The sequence below is a fragment of the Cellulophaga sp. BC115SP genome (assembly GCF_009905545.1).
Classification (GTDB): domain Bacteria; phylum Bacteroidota; class Bacteroidia; order Cytophagales; family Spirosomataceae; genus Flectobacillus; species Flectobacillus rivi.
This window is the reverse complement of the sequence record NZ_JAAALB010000028.1, coordinates 1-23,590: the sequence shown is the minus strand read 5'-3', so window position 1 is coordinate 23,590 and position 23,590 is coordinate 1. Positions and strand designations below refer to the sequence as shown.

General features: G+C 38.2%; 21 protein-coding genes. 7 read left to right on the top strand and 14 right to left on the bottom strand.

The window, feature by feature from the left end:
* The first annotated feature begins 82 nt into the window (after positions 1 to 82).
* From GVN22_RS18255 to GVN22_RS18240, 4 genes are all read left to right on the top strand, one after another.
* Positions 83 to 1,486, top strand: a complete 1,404-nt coding sequence (locus GVN22_RS18255) for a Gfo/Idh/MocA family protein (RefSeq protein WP_166552448.1) — start codon at positions 83 to 85, stop codon at positions 1,484 to 1,486.
* A 3-nt stretch (positions 1,487 to 1,489) separates the two neighbouring features.
* Complete coding sequence (locus tag GVN22_RS18250) at positions 1,490 to 1,930, top strand: endo-arabinase (protein ID WP_166552447.1); 441 nt, start codon at positions 1,490 to 1,492, stop codon at positions 1,928 to 1,930.
* A gap of 197 nt (positions 1,931 to 2,127) precedes the next feature.
* The gene (locus GVN22_RS18245) at positions 2,128 to 3,459 is read left to right on the top strand and encodes an amidohydrolase (RefSeq protein ID WP_166552446.1); all 1,332 of its coding nucleotides are present in this window, start codon (positions 2,128 to 2,130) and stop codon (positions 3,457 to 3,459) included.
* A gap of 328 nt (positions 3,460 to 3,787) precedes the next feature.
* Complete coding sequence (locus GVN22_RS18240) at positions 3,788 to 4,873, top strand: endo-1,4-beta-xylanase (protein ID WP_205690948.1); 1,086 nt, start codon at positions 3,788 to 3,790, stop codon at positions 4,871 to 4,873.
* Between the two features lie 90 nt (positions 4,874 to 4,963).
* Here GVN22_RS18240 and GVN22_RS18235 read toward each other — a convergent pair whose 3' ends face one another.
* From GVN22_RS18235 to GVN22_RS18190, 10 genes are all read right to left on the bottom strand, one after another.
* A complete protein-coding gene (locus GVN22_RS18235) occupies positions 4,964 to 5,938 on the bottom strand; it encodes a type II toxin-antitoxin system HipA family toxin (RefSeq protein ID WP_240915700.1) in 975 nt (324 codons plus the stop codon).
* Positions 5,939 to 5,973: 35 nt separating this feature from the next.
* Positions 5,974 to 6,297 (bottom strand): HipA N-terminal domain-containing protein, encoded by a 324-nt coding sequence (locus tag GVN22_RS18230; RefSeq protein WP_166552445.1) that lies wholly within the window; start codon positions 6,295 to 6,297, stop codon positions 5,974 to 5,976.
* A gap of 6 nt (positions 6,298 to 6,303) precedes the next feature.
* The gene (locus GVN22_RS18225) at positions 6,304 to 6,510 is read right to left on the bottom strand and encodes a helix-turn-helix domain-containing protein (RefSeq protein WP_166552444.1); all 207 of its coding nucleotides are present in this window, start codon (positions 6,508 to 6,510) and stop codon (positions 6,304 to 6,306) included.
* Between the two features lie 367 nt (positions 6,511 to 6,877).
* A complete protein-coding gene (locus GVN22_RS18220; RefSeq protein ID WP_166552443.1) occupies positions 6,878 to 7,504 on the bottom strand; it encodes a DUF3137 domain-containing protein in 627 nt (208 codons plus the stop codon).
* Positions 7,505 to 7,711: 207 nt separating this feature from the next.
* Complete coding sequence (locus tag GVN22_RS18215; RefSeq protein ID WP_205690953.1) at positions 7,712 to 9,889, bottom strand: xanthine dehydrogenase family protein molybdopterin-binding subunit; 2,178 nt, start codon at positions 9,887 to 9,889, stop codon at positions 7,712 to 7,714.
* Positions 9,890 to 9,980: 91 nt separating this feature from the next.
* The gene (locus GVN22_RS18210) at positions 9,981 to 10,436 is read right to left on the bottom strand and encodes a (2Fe-2S)-binding protein (protein WP_166552441.1); all 456 of its coding nucleotides are present in this window, start codon (positions 10,434 to 10,436) and stop codon (positions 9,981 to 9,983) included.
* A gap of 113 nt (positions 10,437 to 10,549) precedes the next feature.
* Positions 10,550 to 12,781, bottom strand: coding sequence for a molybdopterin cofactor-binding domain-containing protein (locus tag GVN22_RS18205; RefSeq protein ID WP_166552440.1), 2,232 nt, complete (start codon positions 12,779 to 12,781; stop codon positions 10,550 to 10,552).
* A gap of 30 nt (positions 12,782 to 12,811) precedes the next feature.
* A complete protein-coding gene (locus GVN22_RS18200) occupies positions 12,812 to 13,885 on the bottom strand; it encodes an alpha/beta fold hydrolase (RefSeq protein ID WP_166552439.1) in 1,074 nt (357 codons plus the stop codon).
* 16 nt (positions 13,886 to 13,901) lie between these two features.
* Positions 13,902 to 14,354 carry a nuclear transport factor 2 family protein gene (locus GVN22_RS18195; RefSeq protein ID WP_166552438.1) on the bottom strand — a complete coding sequence of 151 codons (453 nt, stop codon included), beginning with the start codon at positions 14,352 to 14,354 and terminating at the stop codon, positions 13,902 to 13,904.
* Between the two features lie 34 nt (positions 14,355 to 14,388).
* A complete protein-coding gene (locus tag GVN22_RS18190; RefSeq protein ID WP_166552437.1) occupies positions 14,389 to 16,014 on the bottom strand; it encodes a carboxylesterase/lipase family protein in 1,626 nt (541 codons plus the stop codon).
* Positions 16,015 to 16,188: 174 nt separating this feature from the next.
* Here GVN22_RS18190 and GVN22_RS18185 point away from each other — a divergent pair, with 174 nt between their 5' ends.
* Positions 16,189 to 17,100, top strand: coding sequence for an AraC family transcriptional regulator (locus GVN22_RS18185; RefSeq protein ID WP_166552436.1), 912 nt, complete (start codon positions 16,189 to 16,191; stop codon positions 17,098 to 17,100).
* Positions 17,101 to 17,104: 4 nt separating this feature from the next.
* Entirely contained in the window at positions 17,105 to 17,959 is an 855-nt protein-coding gene (locus GVN22_RS18180; protein WP_166552435.1) for an aldo/keto reductase, read from the top strand.
* Positions 17,960 to 18,353: 394 nt separating this feature from the next.
* On the opposite strand, the gene GVN22_RS18175 is transcribed toward GVN22_RS18180, so the two are convergent.
* The 4 genes from GVN22_RS18175 to GVN22_RS28430 all read right to left on the bottom strand — a co-directional run bounded on the left by GVN22_RS18175 (position 18,354) and on the right by GVN22_RS28430 (position 22,604).
* Entirely contained in the window at positions 18,354 to 20,117 is a 1,764-nt protein-coding gene (locus GVN22_RS18175) for a CocE/NonD family hydrolase (RefSeq protein ID WP_166552434.1), read from the bottom strand.
* 131 nt (positions 20,118 to 20,248) lie between these two features.
* Positions 20,249 to 21,127: an AraC family transcriptional regulator gene (locus GVN22_RS18170; RefSeq protein ID WP_166552433.1), complete on the bottom strand. Its 879-nt coding sequence runs from the start codon at positions 21,125 to 21,127 to the stop codon at positions 20,249 to 20,251.
* Positions 21,128 to 21,341: 214 nt separating this feature from the next.
* Complete coding sequence (locus tag GVN22_RS18165) at positions 21,342 to 21,665, bottom strand: putative quinol monooxygenase (protein WP_166552432.1); 324 nt, start codon at positions 21,663 to 21,665, stop codon at positions 21,342 to 21,344.
* Positions 21,666 to 21,749: 84 nt separating this feature from the next.
* The gene (locus tag GVN22_RS28430; protein ID WP_166552431.1) at positions 21,750 to 22,604 is read right to left on the bottom strand and encodes a helix-turn-helix domain-containing protein; all 855 of its coding nucleotides are present in this window, start codon (positions 22,602 to 22,604) and stop codon (positions 21,750 to 21,752) included.
* 318 nt (positions 22,605 to 22,922) lie between these two features.
* Here GVN22_RS28430 and GVN22_RS18155 point away from each other — a divergent pair.
* Positions 22,923 to 23,590, top strand: a 668-nt coding sequence (locus GVN22_RS18155; RefSeq protein ID WP_166552430.1) for an alpha/beta fold hydrolase, incomplete at its 3' end; no start/stop codon positions are given.

Here is a 23,590-nt window from a genome sequence, read left to right as displayed (position 1 = left end):
GTTGGAGACAACTCCAACAAAGGCTAAGAACTAATCATTCATTCCCTCAATAACAAAATAACCCCAAACATATTCCTATTCTATGAAAAATAACAATGATGCTGCTTCGAGAAGAAGATTTTTGCAACAAATTGGTGCCACAACCCTCATTTCAGCTGCTTCGCCATTTGCTTCACTGGCTAATCAAGGCAAAGCCGAAGAACGTATTTTGCAGTACAATAAAAAAATTACTGCCAATGACAAAATCCGTATTGGCGTAATTGGCTATGGCGTACAAGGACATTTTGATTTGAGTACCGCACTCAAAGTGCCTGGTGTTGAATTAGCTGGTATATGTGACTTATATACAGGAAGAATTGAAAACGCTAAAGAGCAATTCGGCAAAGATCTTTTTACCACTCGAAATTATAAAGAACTTTTAGATAGACCCGATATTGATGCCGTTTTGATTTGTACGACAGACTGTTGGCACGCGCGCATTACCCTTGATGCCCTTGCTAAAGGTAAGCACGTCTATTGCGAAAAACCGATGGTGTACAAAATCAGTGAAGGTCATCCTGTGATTGAGGCGAGCAAAAAATCAGGAAAAGTATTGCAGGTAGGTAGCCAGCGTGTGAGTAGTCTTGGTTATGCCAAAGCTAAAGAATTATTGGCGGCTGGTGAAATCGGAAAGCTCAATATGGTAAATGCCGTTTACGACCGCCAAAGCTCGATTGGTTCGTGGGAATATACCATTCCCAAAGATGCGGATGCCATGACCACCAACTGGGATAAGTTTATAGAAGTAACTGAAAAAATGGCATTTGATGCTAAAAAATTCTTCTGGTGGCGAGCCTTCAAAGAAGTTGGAACGGGTGTCGCAGGAGACTTGTTTATTCACCTGTTGAGTGGTACGCACTTGATTACCAACTCAAAAGGTCCTGAAACTATTTTTAGTACAGGACAATTTAGCTACTGGAAAGATGGTCGTAATATGCCAGACGTAATGTCGGGTGTGATGCAATATCCAGATTGTGCTGAGCACGATGCCTTCCAGCTGACTTTACAGGTAAACTTTATCAGCGGTACAGGAGGACAAGAAATTATAAAACTCATTGGTTCTGAAGGAGTTATTGAAGTAATGGGCAATAACATTACCATCAAACATAGCATCATGCCAGAAGCACCAGGCTTTGGAGGTTATGATTCGTTATTTACTTTTTCAAAAAGTATGCAAACCGAAATGCAAGCCGATTATGATGCTAAATGGACAGCCGAACAGCGCAAAAGAAAAACGAAAGACGATATTGTTTTCAAAGTACCAGCAGGCTACAGCGACCATCTCGACCATTTTACCAACTTCTTTGATTCGATTCGTACAGGTAAACAGGTAGTCGAAGATGCCACTTTTGGGTTTAGAGCGGCAGCTCCAGCGTTGGCGTGTAACGAAAGTTATTTCTCGAAAAAAATCATTCAGTGGGATCCTGTGAAAATGAAATTAAAATAATCTATGAAATCATATTTAGTCTTAATCTGCTTGCTTTTACTCTCCTTTGGCACTTGGGGACAATCGAAAAAAGACTCTGTAGCCATTCGTGAACTTCTTGAAAAAGAAGCTTCTACATGGCGAGAGGGTAATGTTAAAGCTCATGCAGATTGTTGGGCAGTAAAACCCTACAGTCGTATTTTGATTTCGACCAAGGAAGGAAAAACCATTGACCTTGACCCAAAAATCATTGTTAATCCTCCTGCCAACTTGATGGGCAATGGCGGTCATGCGATTATTTCCAACGTAAAAATGAGTATCATTGGGAATAGTGCTTGGGTAAATCATGACGAAGAATCCGTTTCAAAAGACGGTCAAAGTAGCTTTTCGTATGAGATGCGACTTCTCGAAAAAATCAATGGTGCTTGGAAACTCGTGGGACAATCAGTGCATTCCTATAAGTAAAAAAAGAAGTACTGAGCTGGCTAAACAAAAATCTTTGTTAGTAATATTTTAGAGTATTTGAAGGCTCTTCGGAAAGAATCATTTTTCGAAGAGCCTTCAGTTTTTACAGTGCTAAAAAAGTAAAGAGACCAAATAGCTTTATCTTTGTTCCGATGACTAAACTATTCCCATTTCTTACTTTTAAACAAACTGAAACGATGAAAAAAACGAATACTTTTTCTCGAAAAGATTTCCTTAAAAACTCTACTTTAGCCCTTACGGGACTTTCAATGACGCAAGAATTTTCTCAACATAAAATATCTTCCGACAACACTGCCCAGCTATTAGGAAGCAAATTGACTTATAAAAATGTTCGACTAGAAATAGGATTTGAGTACGAAGAAGGAGAGGTGATTGCGACCAAAACGGATTTATTTTTAGTTGAAATTGAAAACGGAAAAATCAGTAAAATAGCGCCCAATCAGCCCCAAGCAAAGGCGATTGATGCCAAAGGACATTTGATGTTACCTTCGTTTCGAGACATGCACATTCACTTGGATAAAACATTTTATGGAGATAAATGGCAGGCTACTCGAAAAAGAACCAATGGCGTAAAAGGAATGATTGCTTTGGAACAAAAAATGTTGCCTGAACTTCTAAAAACGTCTACCCAAAAGGCCGAAAAACTCATTGAGCTGTTACAGTCAAAAGGAACTAATTTTGCCCGAAGCCATGTCAATATCGAACCTACCTCAAAACTTCAATCTTTGAAGAACTTACAAAAAGCCCTTGAAAATAAGAAAAAAACCTTTGGTGCTGAGCTCGTTGCTTTTCCGCAACATGGGGTATTTTATACTGACTCGGTGCCTTTTTTGAAAGATGCTGCTCAAATGGATATTGATTTCATTGGTGGCGTTGACCCTTATACCATTGACGGAGCTATCGAAAAAACCATTGATTTTACCGTTCAGCTAGCCCTTGACAACAACAAAGGAATCGATATTCATTTACACGAATCGGGCGAATCGGGACTCAAAACTGTTGAATATTTAATCCAAAAAGTTAACGAAAATCCTGTGCTCAAAGGCAAAACTTTTGTCAGTCATTGTTTTGTTTTAGGAAAATTAGAAAAAAACAAACAAGAAGAAGTCGCCGAAAAGTTGGGAGCTTCTCAAATCGGTATTGCCTCAACTATTCCTATTGGGTCGTTGATAATGCCTATTCCAACACTTTACAAATATCAAGTCAATGTGGTGACAGGAAATGACAGTATCGTGGATCATTGGAATACCTATGGTACAGGTAGTGTTTTACAAAAAGCCAATCTGATGGCGCAATTGTATGGTTATAATACTGAATTTTTGCTATCAAGAAGTCTCAAGTTGGCCACTGGAAACATCCTTCCACTCAATGACCAAGGTCAACAACAATGGCCAAAAGTAGGCGATAAAGCCAATATTGCTTTTGTCGATGCCAGTTGTTCAGCCGAAGCAGTCTCACGAGTATCACCTGTTACGTCGTTGGTGTTTGAAGGAAATGTGGTGTATTAAGTATGAGTGCTGAATTGTGAGTGTAATTTTATGATTACTAATATTTTACTTTGGTACTTTTTTAAGAAATGGCTTTCACGTATGATAGGTATCACTAAAGACTAATGATTCTACAAGAAAACTATGTTTATCGGTATAAGCTACAAGAATGCTCATTTCGAAAACGTTTGCGATAGTCAGTTGAAAAAAAATCCTGAAAAATCTTTGAAAATCGTGACTACATAGTGCTACCTTGATGGCACTATGTAGTTTTTAGCACTTTGCGAGAAGTCTTCTTTTTGAACTATTCTTAGAAATATTCCATCACCCATCACAAACCTAAATAGCCTTGAACAATTTTAACATACTGACAAAACTTTGTATTTCGGCACTCATTGTGGGTGCTCATTCCTACAGCTTTTCCCAAACGCAAGGACTCAAAGATTACTATCAATCATACTTTCCTATTGGTGTAGCAGTCAATCAAAAAGTACTTACTAACGAGCCTGAAAGTAAGTTGATTGCCCAAGAATTTAACAGCATTACGCCCGAAAATGCCATGAAAATGGGACCAATTCATCCTTCAGAGAATGAATATAATTGGGCTCCAGTAGACGAAATGCTCGGATATGCCAAGATTCATGGTATGAAAATGCGAGGTCATACTCTTTGCTGGCATAATCAAACGCCTACATGGTTTTTTATGAAAGACGGGATGAAGGTCAGTAAAGCCCTTTTGCTGGAGCGCTTAAAGGTGCATATTGGGATGATTATGTCACGCTACCGTGGACAAATTTATGCCTACGATGTAGTCAATGAAGCTGTGCCCGATGCAGGTACAGAAATGCTACGTCCGAGCCCATTTTTAGAAATCATTGGAGAAGAATACATCGCCAAAGCCTTTGAGTATGCACATACTGCCGACCCTGCGGCACAGCTTTTTTATAATGATTATAATACCGAAAACCCTCAGAAGAGAGAAAAAATCTACCAATTACTGAAAAAACTACTAGCTCAAGGTGTACCTATTCATGGCGTTGGCTTACAAGGTCACTGGTCTATTTATGAGCCTTCATATCAGGCATTAGAGGAGTCAATTAAGAAATTTTCCTCTTTGGGATTAAAGGTTCAAATCACAGAAATGGACGTTTCTGTTTTTCAAAAAGAGCATGAAAGTCGTGAAAAAACCGCTAAAGATAAGCTGGTGCTTACGGATGCTATTTTGCAAAAACAAGCCGAACATTATGGTAAAATGTTTGAAATATTTAGAAAATACAAGTCGGTCATTACGGGTGTTACCTTTTGGAATGTCGCAGACAATCGTTCTTGGCTAGATAATTTTCCTGTGAAAGGCCGAAAGGACTATCCTTTACTTTTCGATGAAAACTTCAAACCAAAACCTGCTTATTTTAAGGTGATTGACTGGAAAAAATAATGTCTATACTAGTCAAATAAAAGTAAAGAAACATAGATTAATTGAAGTCAGGGATAAATTCAATTAATCTATGCTTGTATGCAATAGCGTTTATCTTTTCAACTTATTCAATCGTGTTTGGTAAGCTTGCCAATAGTTCCGTTTTGTTTTTTCAGGTAAAAAAGAAGCTTCAATCAGCGGTAAAACCTTTTCAGACTGATTGAGCATAAAAGTAAAAATCCGTTCTATGGTCTTTTCTGGAATTTGAGCTTCTTGAGCTAGTGTAAAAAACTGCTCATGGATTTTTCCTTTTGCAATAGTTTTGGGTAAAAGTCCCTCTTCCAAGGCAAAGTCGCCATCGTTGATATGCAGACGGCTATTTAGTAAATCATAAGCTGGGCTAAGTCTAAAATCCCCTAGTTCAGTTTCAATAAGGGAGAAGTTTTTATAATGTGCGTCTCCGTTTGAAAACAAATAATTAAACAAGAGGAGTTTCCAGAGTTTGGGAGCTTCGATACTGTAGGCTGGCACATATTTTTTTAGAATAGCAAATAGCTCCAGGTAATTACCTTGGTATTTATAGTGAGTTCCGTGGGTTTGTGGGGTTCTTCCAGCCAAAGAGGCAAAGTCTTCTTTAGCCCATTTACTACCATCTTTTTTCAGGTCAAACCTTTTAGTCAAGTAAGCAGGTTGTTCATTTTGGAAAAAAATTAAGGCATTTTCTGCTGTTTCTATTTCAAAAACTTGTCGTGCCATTTGCATGGTCAAGTGCTCGTTGGCAGGCATTAGTACCGTATTTTTCCCTGTCGACGGAATAGGTTTTAAGATATAAGCTCCTCGTTCACCCTCATTTACTAGTCGTAGACGGTTTTTCTCTAACAATACCGAAAACTTTTCTTGTACTCCCGATACCGATATTCTGGTATGATTTTCTTGAAAAAGCTCATCTGTTTCAAGATTACCCACGGGAGATAGATAAGGAAGAATCGGAGAAACTTTCCGACCCTCAAACATCCGATTCAAACACGTTTTGCTGTAAGTGTCGTATCCTATTGCCAAGGTTCCTGGGCATCTGTCGAGTTGCATAAAATTGGAAAAGATATATGGTTGGTTTATGTCATTTATTGTAGCTCTTGCACTGTTACAGCCCCAATGCTATCGTGTCGTGCTGTAATCAGTAGCAACCCAAAATAATCATCAGGGTCTATACGCATGAGTTGACAAACCACCTGTTTATTTACACCTTCTGGAAGCATATTGTAAAAAAAAGGAAACAAAACCTCCGAGGCATGACATTGTGCCGTTTTGGGCAAAGTCAAACTCACAGCAGGTTTGCTATTATCCGTAAACCATACATCTAGATAGCAAAAAGTAAAATTGCCGTCATCCTCTTGAGTTAAAATTCCCGCGAGCTGATTTTTATAAAAAACCTGTGCTTGTCTCATACATTACTACAATTCTTTTATTCTGAAACACAATTCTAAACCCAAAGCATTACCTAATTTTTGGAGCGTATCGGCAGTAGGGTTTCCCTTACCACTTTCAAACTGCTTGAGAGTGCGCAGTCCTACCCCAGAGAGTTCTGCCAAAGTCTCCTGAGTGACTTGCAGCATTTCTCGTCTTTCTTTAATAGTCTTAATTAATAGTTGAAAGTGCATTATATAGCTCTTTTAGGGGTTTTTGTTTTAGTTTAAGCAAAAATAATTAAAAAAGTGTATTGTAGTGCACTTTTTGAAGGATAAATAAAAAATGCTACTATCGAAGGTATAAGTGTACACTATTACTCAATAAAGAGGTGTTTAAAATACTTTGAAAAAAGGTACAAGATAATGGTATAATGATATGATTTTAAAAAAGAGAAAGATAGGATAGGGGAGGTTGTATCCGAAATGGAGGGTTTTAAGAAGCATTTACGCAGGATATCTGACTTTGTATATCGGAATTAAAATCCTCATATTGAAATCATATTTTAAAAAATAGATAAGTGTAAATATATATCTGAAATCAGCAATCCTAAATACTTGATTATTCCAAATTAATTGTTGGGTGAGTTTCGTATGCTGAACCTATTTCACAAAGTCTATCCATAATTTCAGCAAAAAGCTTAAACATATTTTTGAGCGTTACTAAATCTTTGATTACGCCTAGTGCCTCTAAGTACAATTCGTCAACATCGTCTGGAAAGCTTTGGCTCCAAAAACCTTCATCATCTTGTACCTTTACTTGAAACTGGGATAGATCCGCCAATGCAAAAAAAGCATTTTTGATATTGTTATCGTTAAACAATGTCTTGATTTTATCAGGATTTTCACTTTTCAGTACAAAGGTATCGTCAAAGATTTTATCTTCTATTTCAATATCCTGCATCCCAAAGTATTTAGCGAGGTCTGTAAAAAGTCCTTCTGGATAAATGGTAAACCTAAAATCATCTTTGTTGATATAAGCACAACGCATCCGAGTATAAGGAGTTGAACTTTTCCCAGACGAATGATGAAAGACATCTAAAATGATAGTCCAGTTTTTATGTTCCAGTACCACTTTTGAATCATGCCAAAAACTATCTTTGTTGATTAATCTCGCATTAATTTCTTGCTCTAGCTGCACCCAAATTTCTTCCTTGCTAGGTCCGAATATGTTTTTTAAGAATCCCATCGTATTGAAGTTAATAGATATATCAATAAAGATGAGAAAATTCTCAGAAGATTCCTTTCTATTATGATAAATGGCAAAAATCCGTTTATCAAGATATTATCAGCCTTACACTTTCGGTACTTTGAGTTACGGAGTTATTCTATAAAAAAACACTTAACCGACATAAAACAGCCAGTTAAGTGTTTTCAAAAATCCTAAAGTATCTTTTTAAGACTTCGACATTTCGCTAGAGAATGGCTGGTTATAAAAACGCTTTCCCATGCTTTTATACAAAGCATTGGCAATAGCCCCGAACACAGGAGGGAAAGGAGGTTCGCCAAGACCCGTCGGGTCGATGTTGTTTTGTACAAAATGTACGTCTATGTCCTTGGGGGCTTCGTTATGACGAATGATGCGGTAATTATGGAAATTACTTTGTTCGGCTGCTCCGTTTTTGTGGGTCAATGCCCCATAAAAAGCATTACCGATGCCGTCCACGACTGCCCCTTGCACCATATTTTTGGCAGCATCGGGGTTTACGACAATACCGCAATCAATGGCACTGGTTACTTTTTCAACATAAGGCTGACCGTCACGCATGACTATATCCACCACATGACCAGCGTAAGAAGCATGACAGAAATAAGCGGCTACACCACGTTTTTTATCTTTATTTTCGGGTTTATCCCAGCCCGATTTATCTCTGAGTAATTCCAATACGCCAGCGTAGCGGTCGGCATCGTATTCGTTGTTTTTGCCTACTGGATTTTCTTTGGCACGTTTCAACAAATCAAGTCGGAAGGCGATTGGGTCTTTGCCCATTGCTTCGGCTACTTCATCTAAAAATGATTGTTCGGCCGCAGCATTGAAGTTTGAACGAGGTGCTCGGAAAGCCCCAATGGTAATATTAGAAAGAATTTCCCAAGCCTCAGCCAAGTAATTATCCACCGCACCAGCAGGGAAACGATTGGCATGGATTGGGTTTTCAGGGATACCGCCACCTTTTACATGAAATGCAATCAGGTTTTTGTTTGCGTCTAAAGCTGCACGGTAAGTAGCCGTGTACATCGGGCGATAGATGCCGTAAGTCATGTCGTCTTCACGGGTATAAATCAATTTGATAGGTGCTTTCAAGCGTTGAGAGATGCGAGCCGCTTCATACACATATTGCCCGTAAGCTCTACGTCCAAAACCACCGCCCATACGAGTCATTTGAATTTCGATTTTATCGGCAGGTAAATTCAAGATTTTGGCAAGTGTGGGTTCCATCCAACCCGGTGCTTGTAAGGGTCCAGCCACCAAAGCTTTATCTTCAGAAACGTGAGCGAAGAAATTCATCGGCTCCATGGTATTATGGGCCAAAAATGGAGCATTATAAGTACGTTCAATCACCAGAGCGGCATTTTTGAAAGCCGTTTCGGGGTCGCCATCTTTTCTTAATTGCTGTGCAGGTCTTTTTGCATAATCAGCCATCAATGCCAATTGGTCGCTTGTGGTTTCTAACCTGCCCGGAACGGTCACTTCTCTTTTCCCGCCTCGTCCCATCATGGTTTCTTTGGTGTCGCCAGCTGCTTCCCATTGAATTTTGATTTTTTTACGAGCATTCATTACTTCCCAAGTGGATTTGCCAACAATGGCAATCATTTCATTGAAAGTTCGAGTATCAAAACCACCTTGTTCAAAACCATCATCATAGAGTTTGAAGCTAAAAATATCTTTGATTCCTGGCATTTTTAAAGCTTGCGAAGCATCGAAAGATTTTAATTTCATACCAAAGGCAGGCGGATGCTGAATCATGGCAATGAGCATTCCATCAACTTTATAATCTATTCCAAAAAGTGGTTTTCCTGTGACAACTTTTAAACCTTCTGTATTTTTCTTTGAATGACTAACAATAGAAAAATCTTTGGGTGTTTTGAGCTTTACGTCTTTCGGAACGGGAATGGTAGCCGCCTTGCTCGCCATTTCGCCATATTTCGCCGATTTACCGCTTGAATGTGAAAGAACGCCCGCTTTGGTCGTAATTTCACTGGCTGGTACGCTCCATGTTTGAGCCGCTGCCTCGATAAGCATTTGTTTTGCCGAAGCCCCTGCGTTTCTCAAAGGTTTCCAGTACATTCTTACAGAATTACTACCGCCCGTAAATTGTGGCCCTAACTTTACGTTGTCGTGTGGTCCCATTTCTACGACCACGTTTTTCCAATCTACATCCAATTCCTCAGCTACCATCATCGGAAGCGAAGTCATAACATTTTGACCAAATTCGGGGTTTGGACAAATAATTTTGATAACATTATCAGGCGTAATTTTGATATATCCGTTGAGCTCATTCCATTGTTCTGGCAAATTCAATGCAGCCATTTTGTCGGTAGCTTGAGCATTGGCAAGCCAACTAAAACTCAACATCAGTCCACCGCCTGCAAGAACGGAAGACTTTAAAAATGAACGACGATTTTGTGTATTTGTATTTTCCACTTCCAATCAGGTTTAAAGTTAATTACTTTTTAGCAGCCGCTTTGATTGCCTCTTTGATACGTAGATAAGTACCACAGCGACAAATATTTCCGCTCATATAATTATCAATATCTTCATCTGAAGGATTTGGATTATCTTTCAATAAAGCCGCCGCACTCATGATTTGTCCAGCCTGACAGTAACCACATTGAGCCACATCGTGTTCAAGCCAAGCTTTTTGTACTGGATGAGTACCGTTAGCAGATAAACCTTCGATAGTAGTAATCGCTTGTTTTCCAACAGCCGATACTGGCAAACTACAAGAACGCACTGCAGTGCCGTCCAAATGAACTGTGCAAGCACCACACATAGCCATTCCGCAACCAAATTTAGTTCCTGGCATATTAAGGTGATCTCTCAAAACCCAAAGTATTGGCGTTGAAGGGTCAACATCTATTAGTTGCGTTTTTCCGTTTATTTTTAAAGAATATTTTGCCATAATATTGTATTAAATTTATTACTAATATTTAACTATAATATATAAATAAATCAATAATAAAGGATGTTTTTCAAATAATAACTTGCGATTTTCAAACATTATTATTTTTGAAATTACAAGTTGTCGCTGAATGGTTGATTGTAAAAACGCTTGCCCGTTGCTTTGTATAAGGCATTTGCCAATGCCGCATACACTGGTGGATAAGCGGGTTCGCCCATACCCGAAGGGTCGAGCGTGTTTTTTACAAAATGTACTTCTATTTGTTTGGGAGCTTCATTGTGGCGAATCATGCGATAATTGTGAAAATTATTCGCATCTGGAACGCCCTTTGTAAATGTCATTTTTCCATACAGGGCTGCACCAAGGGCATCTACAATTCCACCCTCAGCCATATTTTTGGCAGCATCTGGATTGATAACAATACCGCAGTCAATGGCACACCATACTTTGTTGATAACGGGCGTGCCGTCTTTTACTTCTAAATCAAGAATATGAGCAGCATAGGAATCATGACAGAAATAGGCCGAAAACCCTAATTTTTTGGTCATTTTGATGCTTTCCCAATGGGCTTTTTCTTTGACTAATTCTAATACTTTGGCAAAGCGTTCTGGCTCGTATTCGTTGTTTTTGCCCACAGGTTTTTCTTTGGCTCTGTTCAATAAGGCTAAACGAAAATCAATGGGGTCTTTTCCTGCGGCTTCGGCTACTTCATCTAAAAAAGATTGTTCAGCCGCCGCCATAAAATTGGAACGTGGTGCACGATACGAACCCACGGTAATATTTGAATCAATGGTAAAATCTTCTGCTAAATAATGATCGACTGCTCCAGCGGGAAAACGATTGGGATACAAAGGAGATTCGGGCGTGCCTCCTGCTTTTACATGAAAAGCGATTAGGTTATTGTCGGCATCTAACGCCGCCCGAAAATAGGCTGAGTACGTAGAGCGATAAATTCCCGCAGTCATATCGTCTTCACGAGTATAAAGTAATTTTACAGGGGCTTTTACTTTTTGTGAAATCAAAGCGGCTTCAATCAGCCAATGTGCATAAGAACGGCGACCAAAGCCACCGCCCAAACGAGTCATTTTAATATCAATTTTTTCTAAAGGCATTCCCAAACGAGCCGAAAGGGCTTGTTCTGTAAATTCTGGTTTTTGTAATGGCCCTGAAAGTTCAGCTTTTTCATCCGTCACGTGGGCAAAGAAATTCATAGGCTCCATGCAATTATGTGCCAAAAATGGGGCATTAAAAGTGCGTTCTATGATTTTTGTGGCAATTTTAAACGCCGTTTCAACATCTCCATCTTTGCGACGAACCGTAGCAGGTTGAGTGATTCGTTCAGCCAATTTAGCCTTGTGTTCAATGGTATCTTCTAAGCCAGCAGGAATTTTCTCAACTATCTTTCTACCCAACATATTGCGGTTTTGAGTATAGCTTTCGATAGGTTGCCAAGTAACTTTCAAGGCCTTTTTTGCCTGCATTACTTCCCAAGTACTGTTGCCGACAATAGCCACTACTTCGTTGAAAGTGGTCGTATCAAAAAACGTTTTTTCGTAGTCTTCATTGAAAATTTTAATGGGGAAAATGGCTTTGATTCCCTTCATTTTGCTAACAGCTACTTCGTTCTGAATCGACTTAAATTTCAAGCCAAAAGCTGGCGGATGCACAATCATGGCAATTTGCATTCCCTTAACTTGGGTATCTATACCGAATAAGGGTTTTCCCGTTACAATTTTCGCTAAATCAACATTGCCCTGACTTTTCCCAATAATTTTGAAATCTGGAATGCTTTTTAGTTTTACCTCTTTCGGAACAGGAATTTGTGCGGCAGCCGTTGCCATATCACCATAGTTGGCTGATTTTCCAGAATTTTTGTGATACAAAACACCCGACTGAGTACTTATTTCGTCCACAGGAACATTCCATTGTTTGGCAGCCGCTTCCCTGAGCATTTGACGAGCCGTAGCCCCAGCCAAGCGTAGCGGTTGCCAACTTAAATGTATTGCCTGACTTCCTCCAATAAATTGACGAGTAAAATGTTTGGTATCTAAATCGGCTTGTTCGATAATGATTTTAGAAAAATCAACGTCTAATTCTTCTGCCACAATCATCGGCATTGAGGTTTTTACACCTTGCCCGCCTTCGGGATTTGGCGACATGATTTTGATGACATTATCGGCAGTAATTTTTACAAAACCATTGAGTTCGTTGAAACCAAGAGGTAAATTAGCAATTGGCTCATTTCCAAAGGATTTGAAATTTGACAAAAAACTAATACCCAGCATAAAGCCCCCACCAGAAAGGGCAGAAGCTTTTAGAAATGAACGACGACTATGAGTTTTCATATTTTTTGAATTTGGGATTAAAGGTATTGATTATTTATCTAATCCTTTTTCTTTTAACCATTTAGAAAGCAAATCAGCAATTTCTACATTATTCAAATCAGAAAAAGGGAAATGGGTATTACCTTTGATTCCAATTTCTGGCAAGTGAACAACTCGAACATCGCCACCATATTTATTAACTACATCACGCCATTTTTTAGCCATTTCCATTCTTGCTCTCCAACCGTCAGCACCGGGATTAGGGTCTGGTTTTTCAGGAATAAAATCACCATAATAAATGATAATTGGAATTTTGGTGAGCTTCAAAAATTCAGCCATCGGCACACCGATGGCTGCAACAGGGCCAGCCGAACTTGCCACAGGAGCAGGCACTTCATTGTCTGGAAAGAGAAAACCGCTACCCGGTTCATAAGAGGCAATTGCTTTGATTTTGTTATTTTTTACCGCAGTAGCCCAACCAAAACCTCCTGAATGAGAGTGTGTTACGAGTACTCCTTCCCCAATTTTATCAAAAAGTTTTGAAGTAGCATTGGTTATAACTTCCGTATCAAAACCGCCGATATTGGGTACCATCTGACGAAAATACTGATTTAGTGTTTCTTCGTCTTTGGCAAATTGTACTCCTGGAAAATAATCATAACCAATGCCTACTCTAAACGTTCCAAACCACATTTGTTCGTCAGGTGTTGGTTCAATAGTAGCTTTTACGGTACTTCTGCTGGCATTGCCCCGACGAGGTTGGTCGATTAGATAAACGCCAAAACCTCTTCTCAGAAAAATATTATTAAATCCTTCACGACCATCGGGCGTTGTTTCCCAAGTTTTAGAAAACTGTCCGATGCCATGCCAAAAAATCAAGGGTAATTTTCGGGCTTTTGCAGGAATCTGATACGTAATATAAGCGTGGTCGCCATGAAAAGTTTGTCCCTCTGGTGTTCGCTTGATGGGGTCAAATGTTCCTTCATTTTTGATTACCGAACCGCCAACAGCAAAGCTGCCTTGTTCTTTAATGACCAATAAGCCCTTATTAGAAACACAAGCAGTAATAAGTAATGGAATACTTATTACCGCCAACAAAAAGCTATTTTTTCTAAAGCCAATCATGTTTTCTTTGCTTTTACTATTTCTTAATCTGATGCGTATCACGTACACTACTAAAGGTTAAGGCTAACATCTTCCACGCTTTGCCTTGTTTTTGATACACTTCTGTTACCGTAAATTCAGTTACAGCTACATTGCCTCTAACTACTGCGTCAAGAGTAATTCTATTCCAAACGATTGCCGTTTTACCAGACATTTCTATGGCAGTATCATGCACTTTGGCTTGTTTGTACCAAATACTGCCAGTTTTGATAATTTCGAGTTCTTCGTCTGTTTTCCAAGTACCGCTCATGTGTACAAACTTTGCCTTGGCATCAAATAATTCTTTGAGCTTGTCCACGTCTTTATCGGCCATCCATTGCCACTTGTCTTTGGATAGTTGTAATACTGTTTGTTCGTCTTTTGTTGACTGAGCAAAAGAAAATTGAATTATCAATAAGCTGATTGATAATAAAGAAATTATACGTTTCATGTTGAATTAATCTGATTTTAAATGATACAACTTATTAAATACCTCTTGATTGAATCTTACCTCTATTCTTAAATGCTTTTTCAACAACATCAAATCTTGCCTTGCGAGGGTCGGGTTTAGCTACTATTTTGCCGTCAAGCTCCACATCAAGCATATCTTGATTTTGGTTGTTGTAAATTGGCCAATTAGGCAAACCAGCACCATTTGGATTTCCTGTTTTCGCAAAATTTGCCCAATAAGCATTCATTTTTTTGGCTAATTCGTATTCTGACTCAGTTGGCTTAGAAGGAGGACCAAAACGTGGAGCATCGAGTGTATTGAAAACAAACGAAACCTCTGAGCCATGACCAGCACCGTAAGGCGACCTTTGCTGTGCAGCCGCAGGCACATATCCAAACTGATACATATAAGTAGGTGCGGCTTTTGCCAAAAATGTTCTGGCGGTCATTCGAGCAGGCTCTCCCCAAACCCAGTCGGTATTGAATTTGGTGATTACTTCATTAAATGTTTTGCTACCATCTGGGTCATAAGCGGCTTTTGCCTCAGCTTCTAACTCTCCGAATGAAGCAAACAATTCTTCTTTTGTTTTGGCATTACTCACAAACGCACCACTAATTTCGGCACTACAATTACCAATCATTAAAGGCATTTGGGGTTGTCTGCCAGCCATGTAAGCACTTTCGGCTGTTTCTACTACTAACTTTCCGTCGAGTATTGGGCCTGAATAGGTACGTGGGCCATTTGGCCCATCGGTTTCTTGTCCTCCATCTACAATTTCTTCTATACTTAATGCTCGCAGTTTTGCCAAAGCATCGGCATCAGTTCCTTCTATGCCTTTACTTTTGGCAAAGTTCAAACCGATAGTTTCGGCAGAAATATTATAGAAAACATCTGCATTTTCTTTGCCTATTGGTCTTCCTGTAAGCACACCATCTCTGCCACCACCCGACTCACTGATTAATTTATGAAAAAGCCCTTTGGCTGCTGGAATCGTCAATAAAGAGTGTACCGAAACACCACCTGCCGAGAAACCGAATATTGTCACATTTTTAGGGTCGCCACCGAAGGCTGCAATATTTTTTTGAATCCATTGCAAAGCTGCTATTTGGTCCATGTAGCCATAATTTCCTTTGGGTTCGTTCGGAAATTCTTTATTTAAAGCAGGATGAGTAAAAAAGCCTAAACGTCCCAAACGGTAATGGATATTAACCAAAATAACCCCTTGTTTGGTAAATTCATGTCCAAAATTTTGAGGCGTTGAACCACTTCCACCAGTAAATCCACCCCCGTGAATCCAAACCATTACAGGTAATTTTGCACCTTTTTGGGCATTGGCAGGTTTCCATATATTCAAGGCAAGACAATCTTCTGAAACATTGGGAGCTATTTTTTGTCTTCCACCTTGTCCCCAACCTGCTTGTCCACAATCTTTACAAAAAGTGGTGGCATCACGCTCACCTGTCCAAGGCTTTACGGGTTGTGGTGGTCGCCAACGGAATTCACCAACGGGCGGTGCAGCGTAAGGAATGCCTTTAAAAATCGTCACATCACCTTCGGTAACACCTTTAACCATTCCTGCATTCGTTTTTACAAGCTGGGCATTTGATGAAACGACAAAAAACAGAAACATAAAAGCAAAGCCAAAACTATTTTTTTTCATGAAGATTGAGTTTTTTAAATATTGAGAATTACTGATTACAAAGTTCAGTTTAATTGTAGCTTGTATTAGTATAAAAATTACTGGTATTTCTACCATTTTTACTGATTGAAGAATAGGCTTGAAAATTGTTGTTTCAAAACGTTTAAATTTGACAACAATTCAAATGAAACAGACATGGAAAAGATTGTAAACGTTCATAATATAAGTGAATTTAACGCTGCCAATAATCACAAAACACTCCATCCGTTGGTTACGGTGATTGATTATTCAAAGGCTAATCCGAGAGATTGGGGCGATGTGGAAAGCATCAAATTTCAGTATGGCTTGTATAGTATTATTTTAAAAGATGTGGTTTGTGGTGACATTCGATATGGTCGCCACTACTATGATTATCAGGCAGGTACATTGGTATTTTATGCTCCAGGGCAGTTTATAAGTATAGAAAACCCAAAAATTGTTTATCAGCCAATGGGTTTTGGCTTACTTTTTCACCCTGATTTATTAATTGGAACGCATCTTGGTAAAGTGATAAGCCACTATAAATTTTTTGATTACCAAACCCATGAGGCTTTACACTTGTCGGATGATGAGCGAAAAATGATTCTTGATATTTTGGCTAAAATAGAATTTGAACTACAACAACCCATCGACAAACACAGCAAGAAACTGATAGCCAGTCATATTGAATTATTTTTGGATTATTGCCAACGATTTTATGACCGCCAATTTATTACTCGTGAAGTTGCTCACAAAGGTATTTTAGAGAAGTTTGAAGCGTTGCTGAATATCTATTTTGCATCAGATAAGCCACATATACTTGGCTTGCCTTCGGTGGCATATTTTGCAGATGAACTGAATTTATCGGCCAATTATTTTGGTGATTTAATCAAAAAAGAAACGGGGCAATCTGCCAAAGAATTTATTATGAATAAACTCATTGAAACTGCCAAAAATAAGGTTTATGAAGGAGAAAAAACCGTGAATGAGATTGCTTATGAACTTGGCTTTAAATATCCGCAGCATTTTTCGAGGTTGTTTAAAGAAAAAGTGGGCGTTTCGCCAAGTGAATATAAATATTTAAACTAAAATTATGCAAACAGTACAACTAAATAACGGAATCGTAATGCCTATTTTAGGCTTTGGAGTGTTCCAAATTCCAGATGCCAGCGAATGCGAAAAATCTGTGATTGATGCCATTGAAACGGGCTATCGCCTGATTGACACTGCGGCATCGTACATGAACGAACAAGCCGTAGGCAATGCTATCAACAACTGTGGCGTAGCCAGAGAAGAACTTTTTATTACCACCAAACTTTGGGTACAAGATACAGGTTACGAAAAAACAAAAGCGGCGTTTCATAAATCTTTAGAGCGATTACAATTAGAGTATCTGGATTTGTACCTGATTCATCAACCTTATGGCGATGTTTTTGGCTCGTGGCGAGCGATGGAAGAACTCTACAAAGAAGGCAAAGTACGAGCCATTGGCGTTTCTAATTTTCAGCCCGATAGAATTATGGATTTATTGATGTTTGGAGGAGAAACGCCACCAGCAGTAAACCAAGTAGAAACGCATCCATTCTGCCAACAAATTGATAATCAAGTATTCTTAAAGGAAAACAATATTCAGATAGAATCTTGGGGACCATTTGCTGAAGGGAAAAACAATATTTTCCAAAATGAATTATTGCTTGCTTTATCGGCAAAATATCATAAAAGTGTAGCTCAAATTATTCTGAGATGGCTTACCCAAAGAGGCGTTGTGGTCATTCCAAAATCGGTGCGGAAAGAAAGAATGACGGAAAATTTTAACAGTTTAGATTTTGAACTTGATGAAGCCGACATGGAAAGCATCAAAAGTTTAGATACCAAAGCAAGTCTCTTTTTCGACCATCGAAACCCAGAGATTATTAAATGGATGGGCAATAGAACGCTAAACTATTAATAGACCTTATCACGGTTTGATATAATAGAAAATCAAACCGTAAATTCATGATTTTGAATCATGTGATAATTCTCATTTTACGCAGAAATTGACATATTAAAACTAGGGCTGTACGAAGGAATATAATACCCATCCATTTCGGATATTGGATGTTGAGTTTCGGAATAGTAATCTTCTATTTTTGTGAAAAATAAAGGTATTTTACTTTATTTCCGAAATCAGAAATCCTAAATCTGCAATAGTTTGAAATCCTTCATACAGTCCTATATTAGAGCTACAAATTGAATTGTAAAATATCAATACATAATAAACTGTGATAAAGTCTACTGTTTAAAAATTAAGATTGGAGAAGATGTTTAACATTTAATTCCTACTATTTGGGGGGAATCTTACATTATATCGTTTTGATAGGTAATTGAATATAAGAATCGTGTCTTCCACCAGTATGTATGATATGTTGTCCTTTATTTTCTGGAACAAAACCAGGTGTACCAGGCATAATCGCCCCCAAATCATTCTTTGAGCTAATGACAAATCGTAATTGTTCGCCTTCATAAAATACTATACCAATGGGCAAAAGGTCGATTTCGATTTCCACAATTTCATCAGCTTTTAATTTTTCAACTCTATCAAAGCTGTGTACTGGAATTTCATTTGTTGATAATTCTTTATCCAAATGACGTGCAGAAACACGTAAACGACCACTAGATCCCTTGTATCTTAATACAGAGCTGCCTCGTTCAGTAAGGTCTTGCATCAAAGCACCCTGATTAGGCACCACAAATTGTTGTAAATGATTGCCGTGCTTATCCAGTTTTTGAATATTAACAAACAAATCCATATCATCGGCTCCTTTAGCTTCTACCCATAAGTGTGCTTTAGGATAACCTACCATCACTGTGTCTTTATCAAATCGGATGGTGAATGATGCTAAGCCATGCTCAGATTCGGTATCGTAAACTACTGGAATCTCATGTGATATTTCATCAAGTTTTAAACTACGAGATTTGCCATCGAGGTAATACTTTTGATAATTAATCTCTTTAGGCGGAAATTGGTCTGCTATTTGATTGATGCGGTCGCCACCTTCAAAATCATGTATGGCATAACGAACACGAGGTGTTGTCCTCCAACCATTGTCGATCCCTTTTAAATAGTGATCAAAGAAACGCAGCAAATCTTCTTTATTCGTTTCTTCATAGTAATCAGGCCATTCTTGTGTATTATGAATGCGTAACCATTTTTCTTGAGAAGCCATTTTGCGCCATGCACGGAAAGTTCCTGTGGTATGCAATGTATTGGAATAGCTCGCAACTACGAAAGCAGGTACTGTAATCTTGTCAAATTTAACAATCTTGTCTTCCCAAACTTCATTATTAGCCAATGGATAACACAGTGCTTCGGCGTAAACATCTTCACGCTTTCCGTTACCCACGTGGTTTACTTGTAATCGCTTAGTGAAGTGTAAATCTGGCATTCCTCCCTTCATTACCAAATCACGATAGGCATCACTTAATCCCTCCCAAGGATTTATGGCAGCCAAATGCGGGGGCTGTTCAGCAGCAGTAAACCATTGAGAAAAAGCAAGGTATGAAGTACCACTCATGGCAACTTTGCTATTACACCAATCTTGCATAGCAAGCCATTCTATCAAATCATGGCAATCTCTTCCTTCTTGTGTGCCAATCATCGAAATATCACCTTCTGAATGGGCAATACCTCTTGGGTCAGGGTTACAAACTGCATATCCATTTGCACACCAATAGGCTGGGTCGGGCCCTTCAAACTTTGCTAAACCTGAAAGCATAGCATTATCAAGCCCTAACATATCAAAAAGACCGGTAGTCTTAGGTGCTGTACCACCACTTTTGCCGTAAGGACTCCATGCTATAATAACAGGAATTTTCTCCTTCGTAGCGGGCCTAAAAATATCCACATAAATTTTTACACCATCACGCAAAGTAACTGCTACGTCTTTCTCAAAAACGATTTCTACTGGTAACTTTTTGAATCTTTCACCAACTTGGTAATCTTTTGGCAAAATACGTGTGCTTGGTTCAAAATCACTAAGCATTCCATGTTCAATTCCTGCATTGTAGGTATATGCTGACTCAAAAATCGGCATTACCTTTTCTGTTTTTTTTTCTGAGTTATTCATGATATTTGAATTGAATTATTCTTTTTCTACTGTTGAGTTAAAACAATATAAGTTTCGACTCATTCAGTAATACAAAGGTACCTGTCGTAGTTCCCAAAAGAATAAATGATTCAATCCAAAAAGTATAAAATTCAAACCTGATTTGCTCGATAAAACTTAGGCGAGTTTCCTGTTGCTTTTTTTAGGAAATTGCTGAAATAGTTAGCGTATTCAAACCCTAATGCGTAAGCAATTTCGGCAATATTCCAATCTGTATATCGTAATAAAGTTATCGCCTCTGCAGAGATTCGCTCTGCAATAATAGTGGTAGTAGATTTTCCTAATATTTCCTTTACGGCACGGTTTAGATAATTTACATGAATAGAAAGCTGATTTGCGTAATCCTGAGCAGTTTTTAAATGGATAGGGTTATTCATATCTTCAATTGGAAATTGTCGCTCAAGAATTTCCATAAATTTGGTTGTTATTCGTAACGAAGCATTATTGAATTGAGTAAAATGCTCATCTGGTTGCATTTGTAACGTTTCATGAATAATTAATTGAATATAATTACGCATCATATCATCCTTGTAGAGATAATCTGTTGTATCATTGGCAATCATCGTTTCAAATATTCCAGTTAATTTAGCCTGTTGTTCTGTGTTAAGTTTAAAGGCTGGTGTTCCATTTACTTTAAATAATGGAGATTGTTTGATACTTTCAAGTCTTGCAAGAGGCTTAATGAATTCTTCTGTAAAAACGCAAGAGTAGCCTGTATGATTATCAGACAAAATTTCGGTAGCGTAAGGCACACGAGAGTTAGCAAAGAATAAGTACACGCCATCAAGGTGGAAAACATGGTCGTTAAAATGTATTTTACTATGCCCAATACTTAGAAGAATTAAATTGAAATGGCGACGACCAAATGCCGTAGGGCTGCTCTTTTGAAGTGTGTTCCAACTTACTTTGAAGCCTCGTTGTTTTAAGACTATATTTAACGCTGGATTAGGAAATTCGTGAGATGCTTTCATGGTGAATAAAAGTACAAAAAACAACACAAATATCTCATAAAACGCGCGGAGTATTATAAAACGAGACTAATATTAATCTTAATGGGTCGTTGATATGAATATATCTGTTTTCTTAAGCTACAATGGCTACTTTCACAAAGTAGCCATTGTAGCCTAAGAATTAAATCTTTGACTCAAATTAATCCAAGTAACTATTAGGATTAATTATTTTAATTTAACTAGAAAATATAATACGAATGTGCTCACGAATCCCCAATTCATCGCCATCTTCATCAAGCAAATCTATAACCCGTTGATGTCCCTCTTCAAGCTCAGGGTTGGAATAGTGACGCTCAAATGAAGCATCGTCGCGGTAGAACTCAAATGCCCACAAAAGGTCTGGGTCTTCAATTGAACGAGCGAGAACCCAATTGACAGGGCCATCCGGATCGCCAGTGAAGTGTAGGTCATTACATAACTGGAATAATTCTTCCCCTTTACCGGGTTTCGCCTTAAAACGCAATACGTAACCTGGCTGGTTTACTTTTGATGTTTCCATATTTTATACTTTTATAATTTTTGAAAGTACAAAACTACAAGGTACGCAATGGCTCCACAAGGTCAATATAGGGTAAGTATAGGACTAATCGAGGTTTTTGCTCCTAAATGCTACAGGAGTCATTCCTGTAAACTTGGCAAATAATCGTATAAAATAGGAATAGTCATCATAGCCCAGTTCATGGGCAATTTCTTTTATAGATTTATCTGAATAATAAAGCAGGCGTTGTGATGCCAATATAACACGCTGATGTATATGATATGTAACGGAATGACCCGTAGTGGTTTTGACACATTCGTTTAGGTAAGAAGTTGATATACTTAACTTTTTTGCATATTCGGCTGGTCGTTTACTTTCTATATAATTTTGTTCCAAAGATAATTTGAAGGCCTTCGTGATAACTGCAAAACGTGACACTTGGTCGGACGATTTGGCTAATGATAAATATTGCGATATAACTAAAGCTACCAAGGTGTTACAACTTTCTTTGAGAATGGGATAGTAGAGCTTTTCATCTTTCCGCTCTGATAGTTTTATGCTTAGAGAAGCAACCTCTGAAATAATTGCAAATACCTCTTTGTTTAACGGAAGAATATTGGCTGGTACGAGCTCTTCTAATAGTTTCAGAAATTCGGGCTGTATATTTTCACTGGTAATTATCCAACCACTAAACGTAGCATTTTCAAACAAAATCAAACGATGAACTTGATTAGGATGAATATAAATAATGGAAGGCGCATCAATTTTATGTTTTTGAAAATCTATTTCAATATACGTAGTTCCTTTTTCCTGTAATATAAATAAATGACCGTCGTCCCTATGAGATTGCCCTACATCGTTTGAATCAGGGAAACCATTAAAGTTTGCCTGTATAATGATTAAACCGTCATTATATTTATCCTTGATGCTATTGATAGAAATGATTTTTTTCTTTTTCACATTAGTTTATGAATTTTTATAAAAGTTCAATTATAATTTAGAGTCTGACGACTGAATTGAGAAATGGACAGATTTGCTATGAATGAGTCATCAGTTAGCCAACCTATTGCCGATACGATGTTAGCACTATTTTTTATCTTGCAGTTCCGATATGTCTCATAAAACCTGTCGTGTAACCATAAACTCCTGTTAGTAACAGCCATTTCTTTTTCTGAACCAAAGAATTGGAAAGGAAAAGCTTAGTACTATTAAAATTAACAATCTCTAATGTTCGTTGCTTTTAAAAAAATATACAACATAAACATCTAACATAAACCAATGTTTTCAAAATTTATTTCAATCATAACGACAGTAATACTATCAATATCCAATCTTTATGGACAGCAAACACTACGAAGAGCATTCCAGCCAGCTAATGTAGTAAATAAAATTCCGTATAGAAATAACCCTCAAGTAGGGCATTATGTACAAACAAAAGATGCTAAAATTTATTATGAAGTCTATGGTAAAGGTCAACCAATCGTGTTGTTGCATGGAGGTTTATTTGGCTCAATCATTGAGTTTGCTGATTTTATAGACCAACTGAAAGGACAATATCAAGTGATAGCTATTTCTAGCCGTGGGCATGGTAAATCAGAATTGGGAACAAAACCATTAACATTTGAGCAAAGAGCCAATGATGCCATGACTGTTATCAATGCTGTTACTAAAGATAGTGTCATCGTACTTGGCTTTAGTGATGGTGGGTATTCGGCTTATAAATTCGGCGCCATGTATCCAGCAAGAGTAAAGAAAATGATTGTCATTGGTGCTGGTGAGATTCGTCCGGGATTAAGAGAGTTTAAATTCACGGCAAAGATGGCAATGGAAATGGATAAACCTTTCTGGGAACAACAACTCAAATTGATTCCAGAACCCAACCGAGTGGAAGATTTGTTTACACAAGTAGCCAACTGCTATAATAATGTTACGGTGAGTAAAGAATT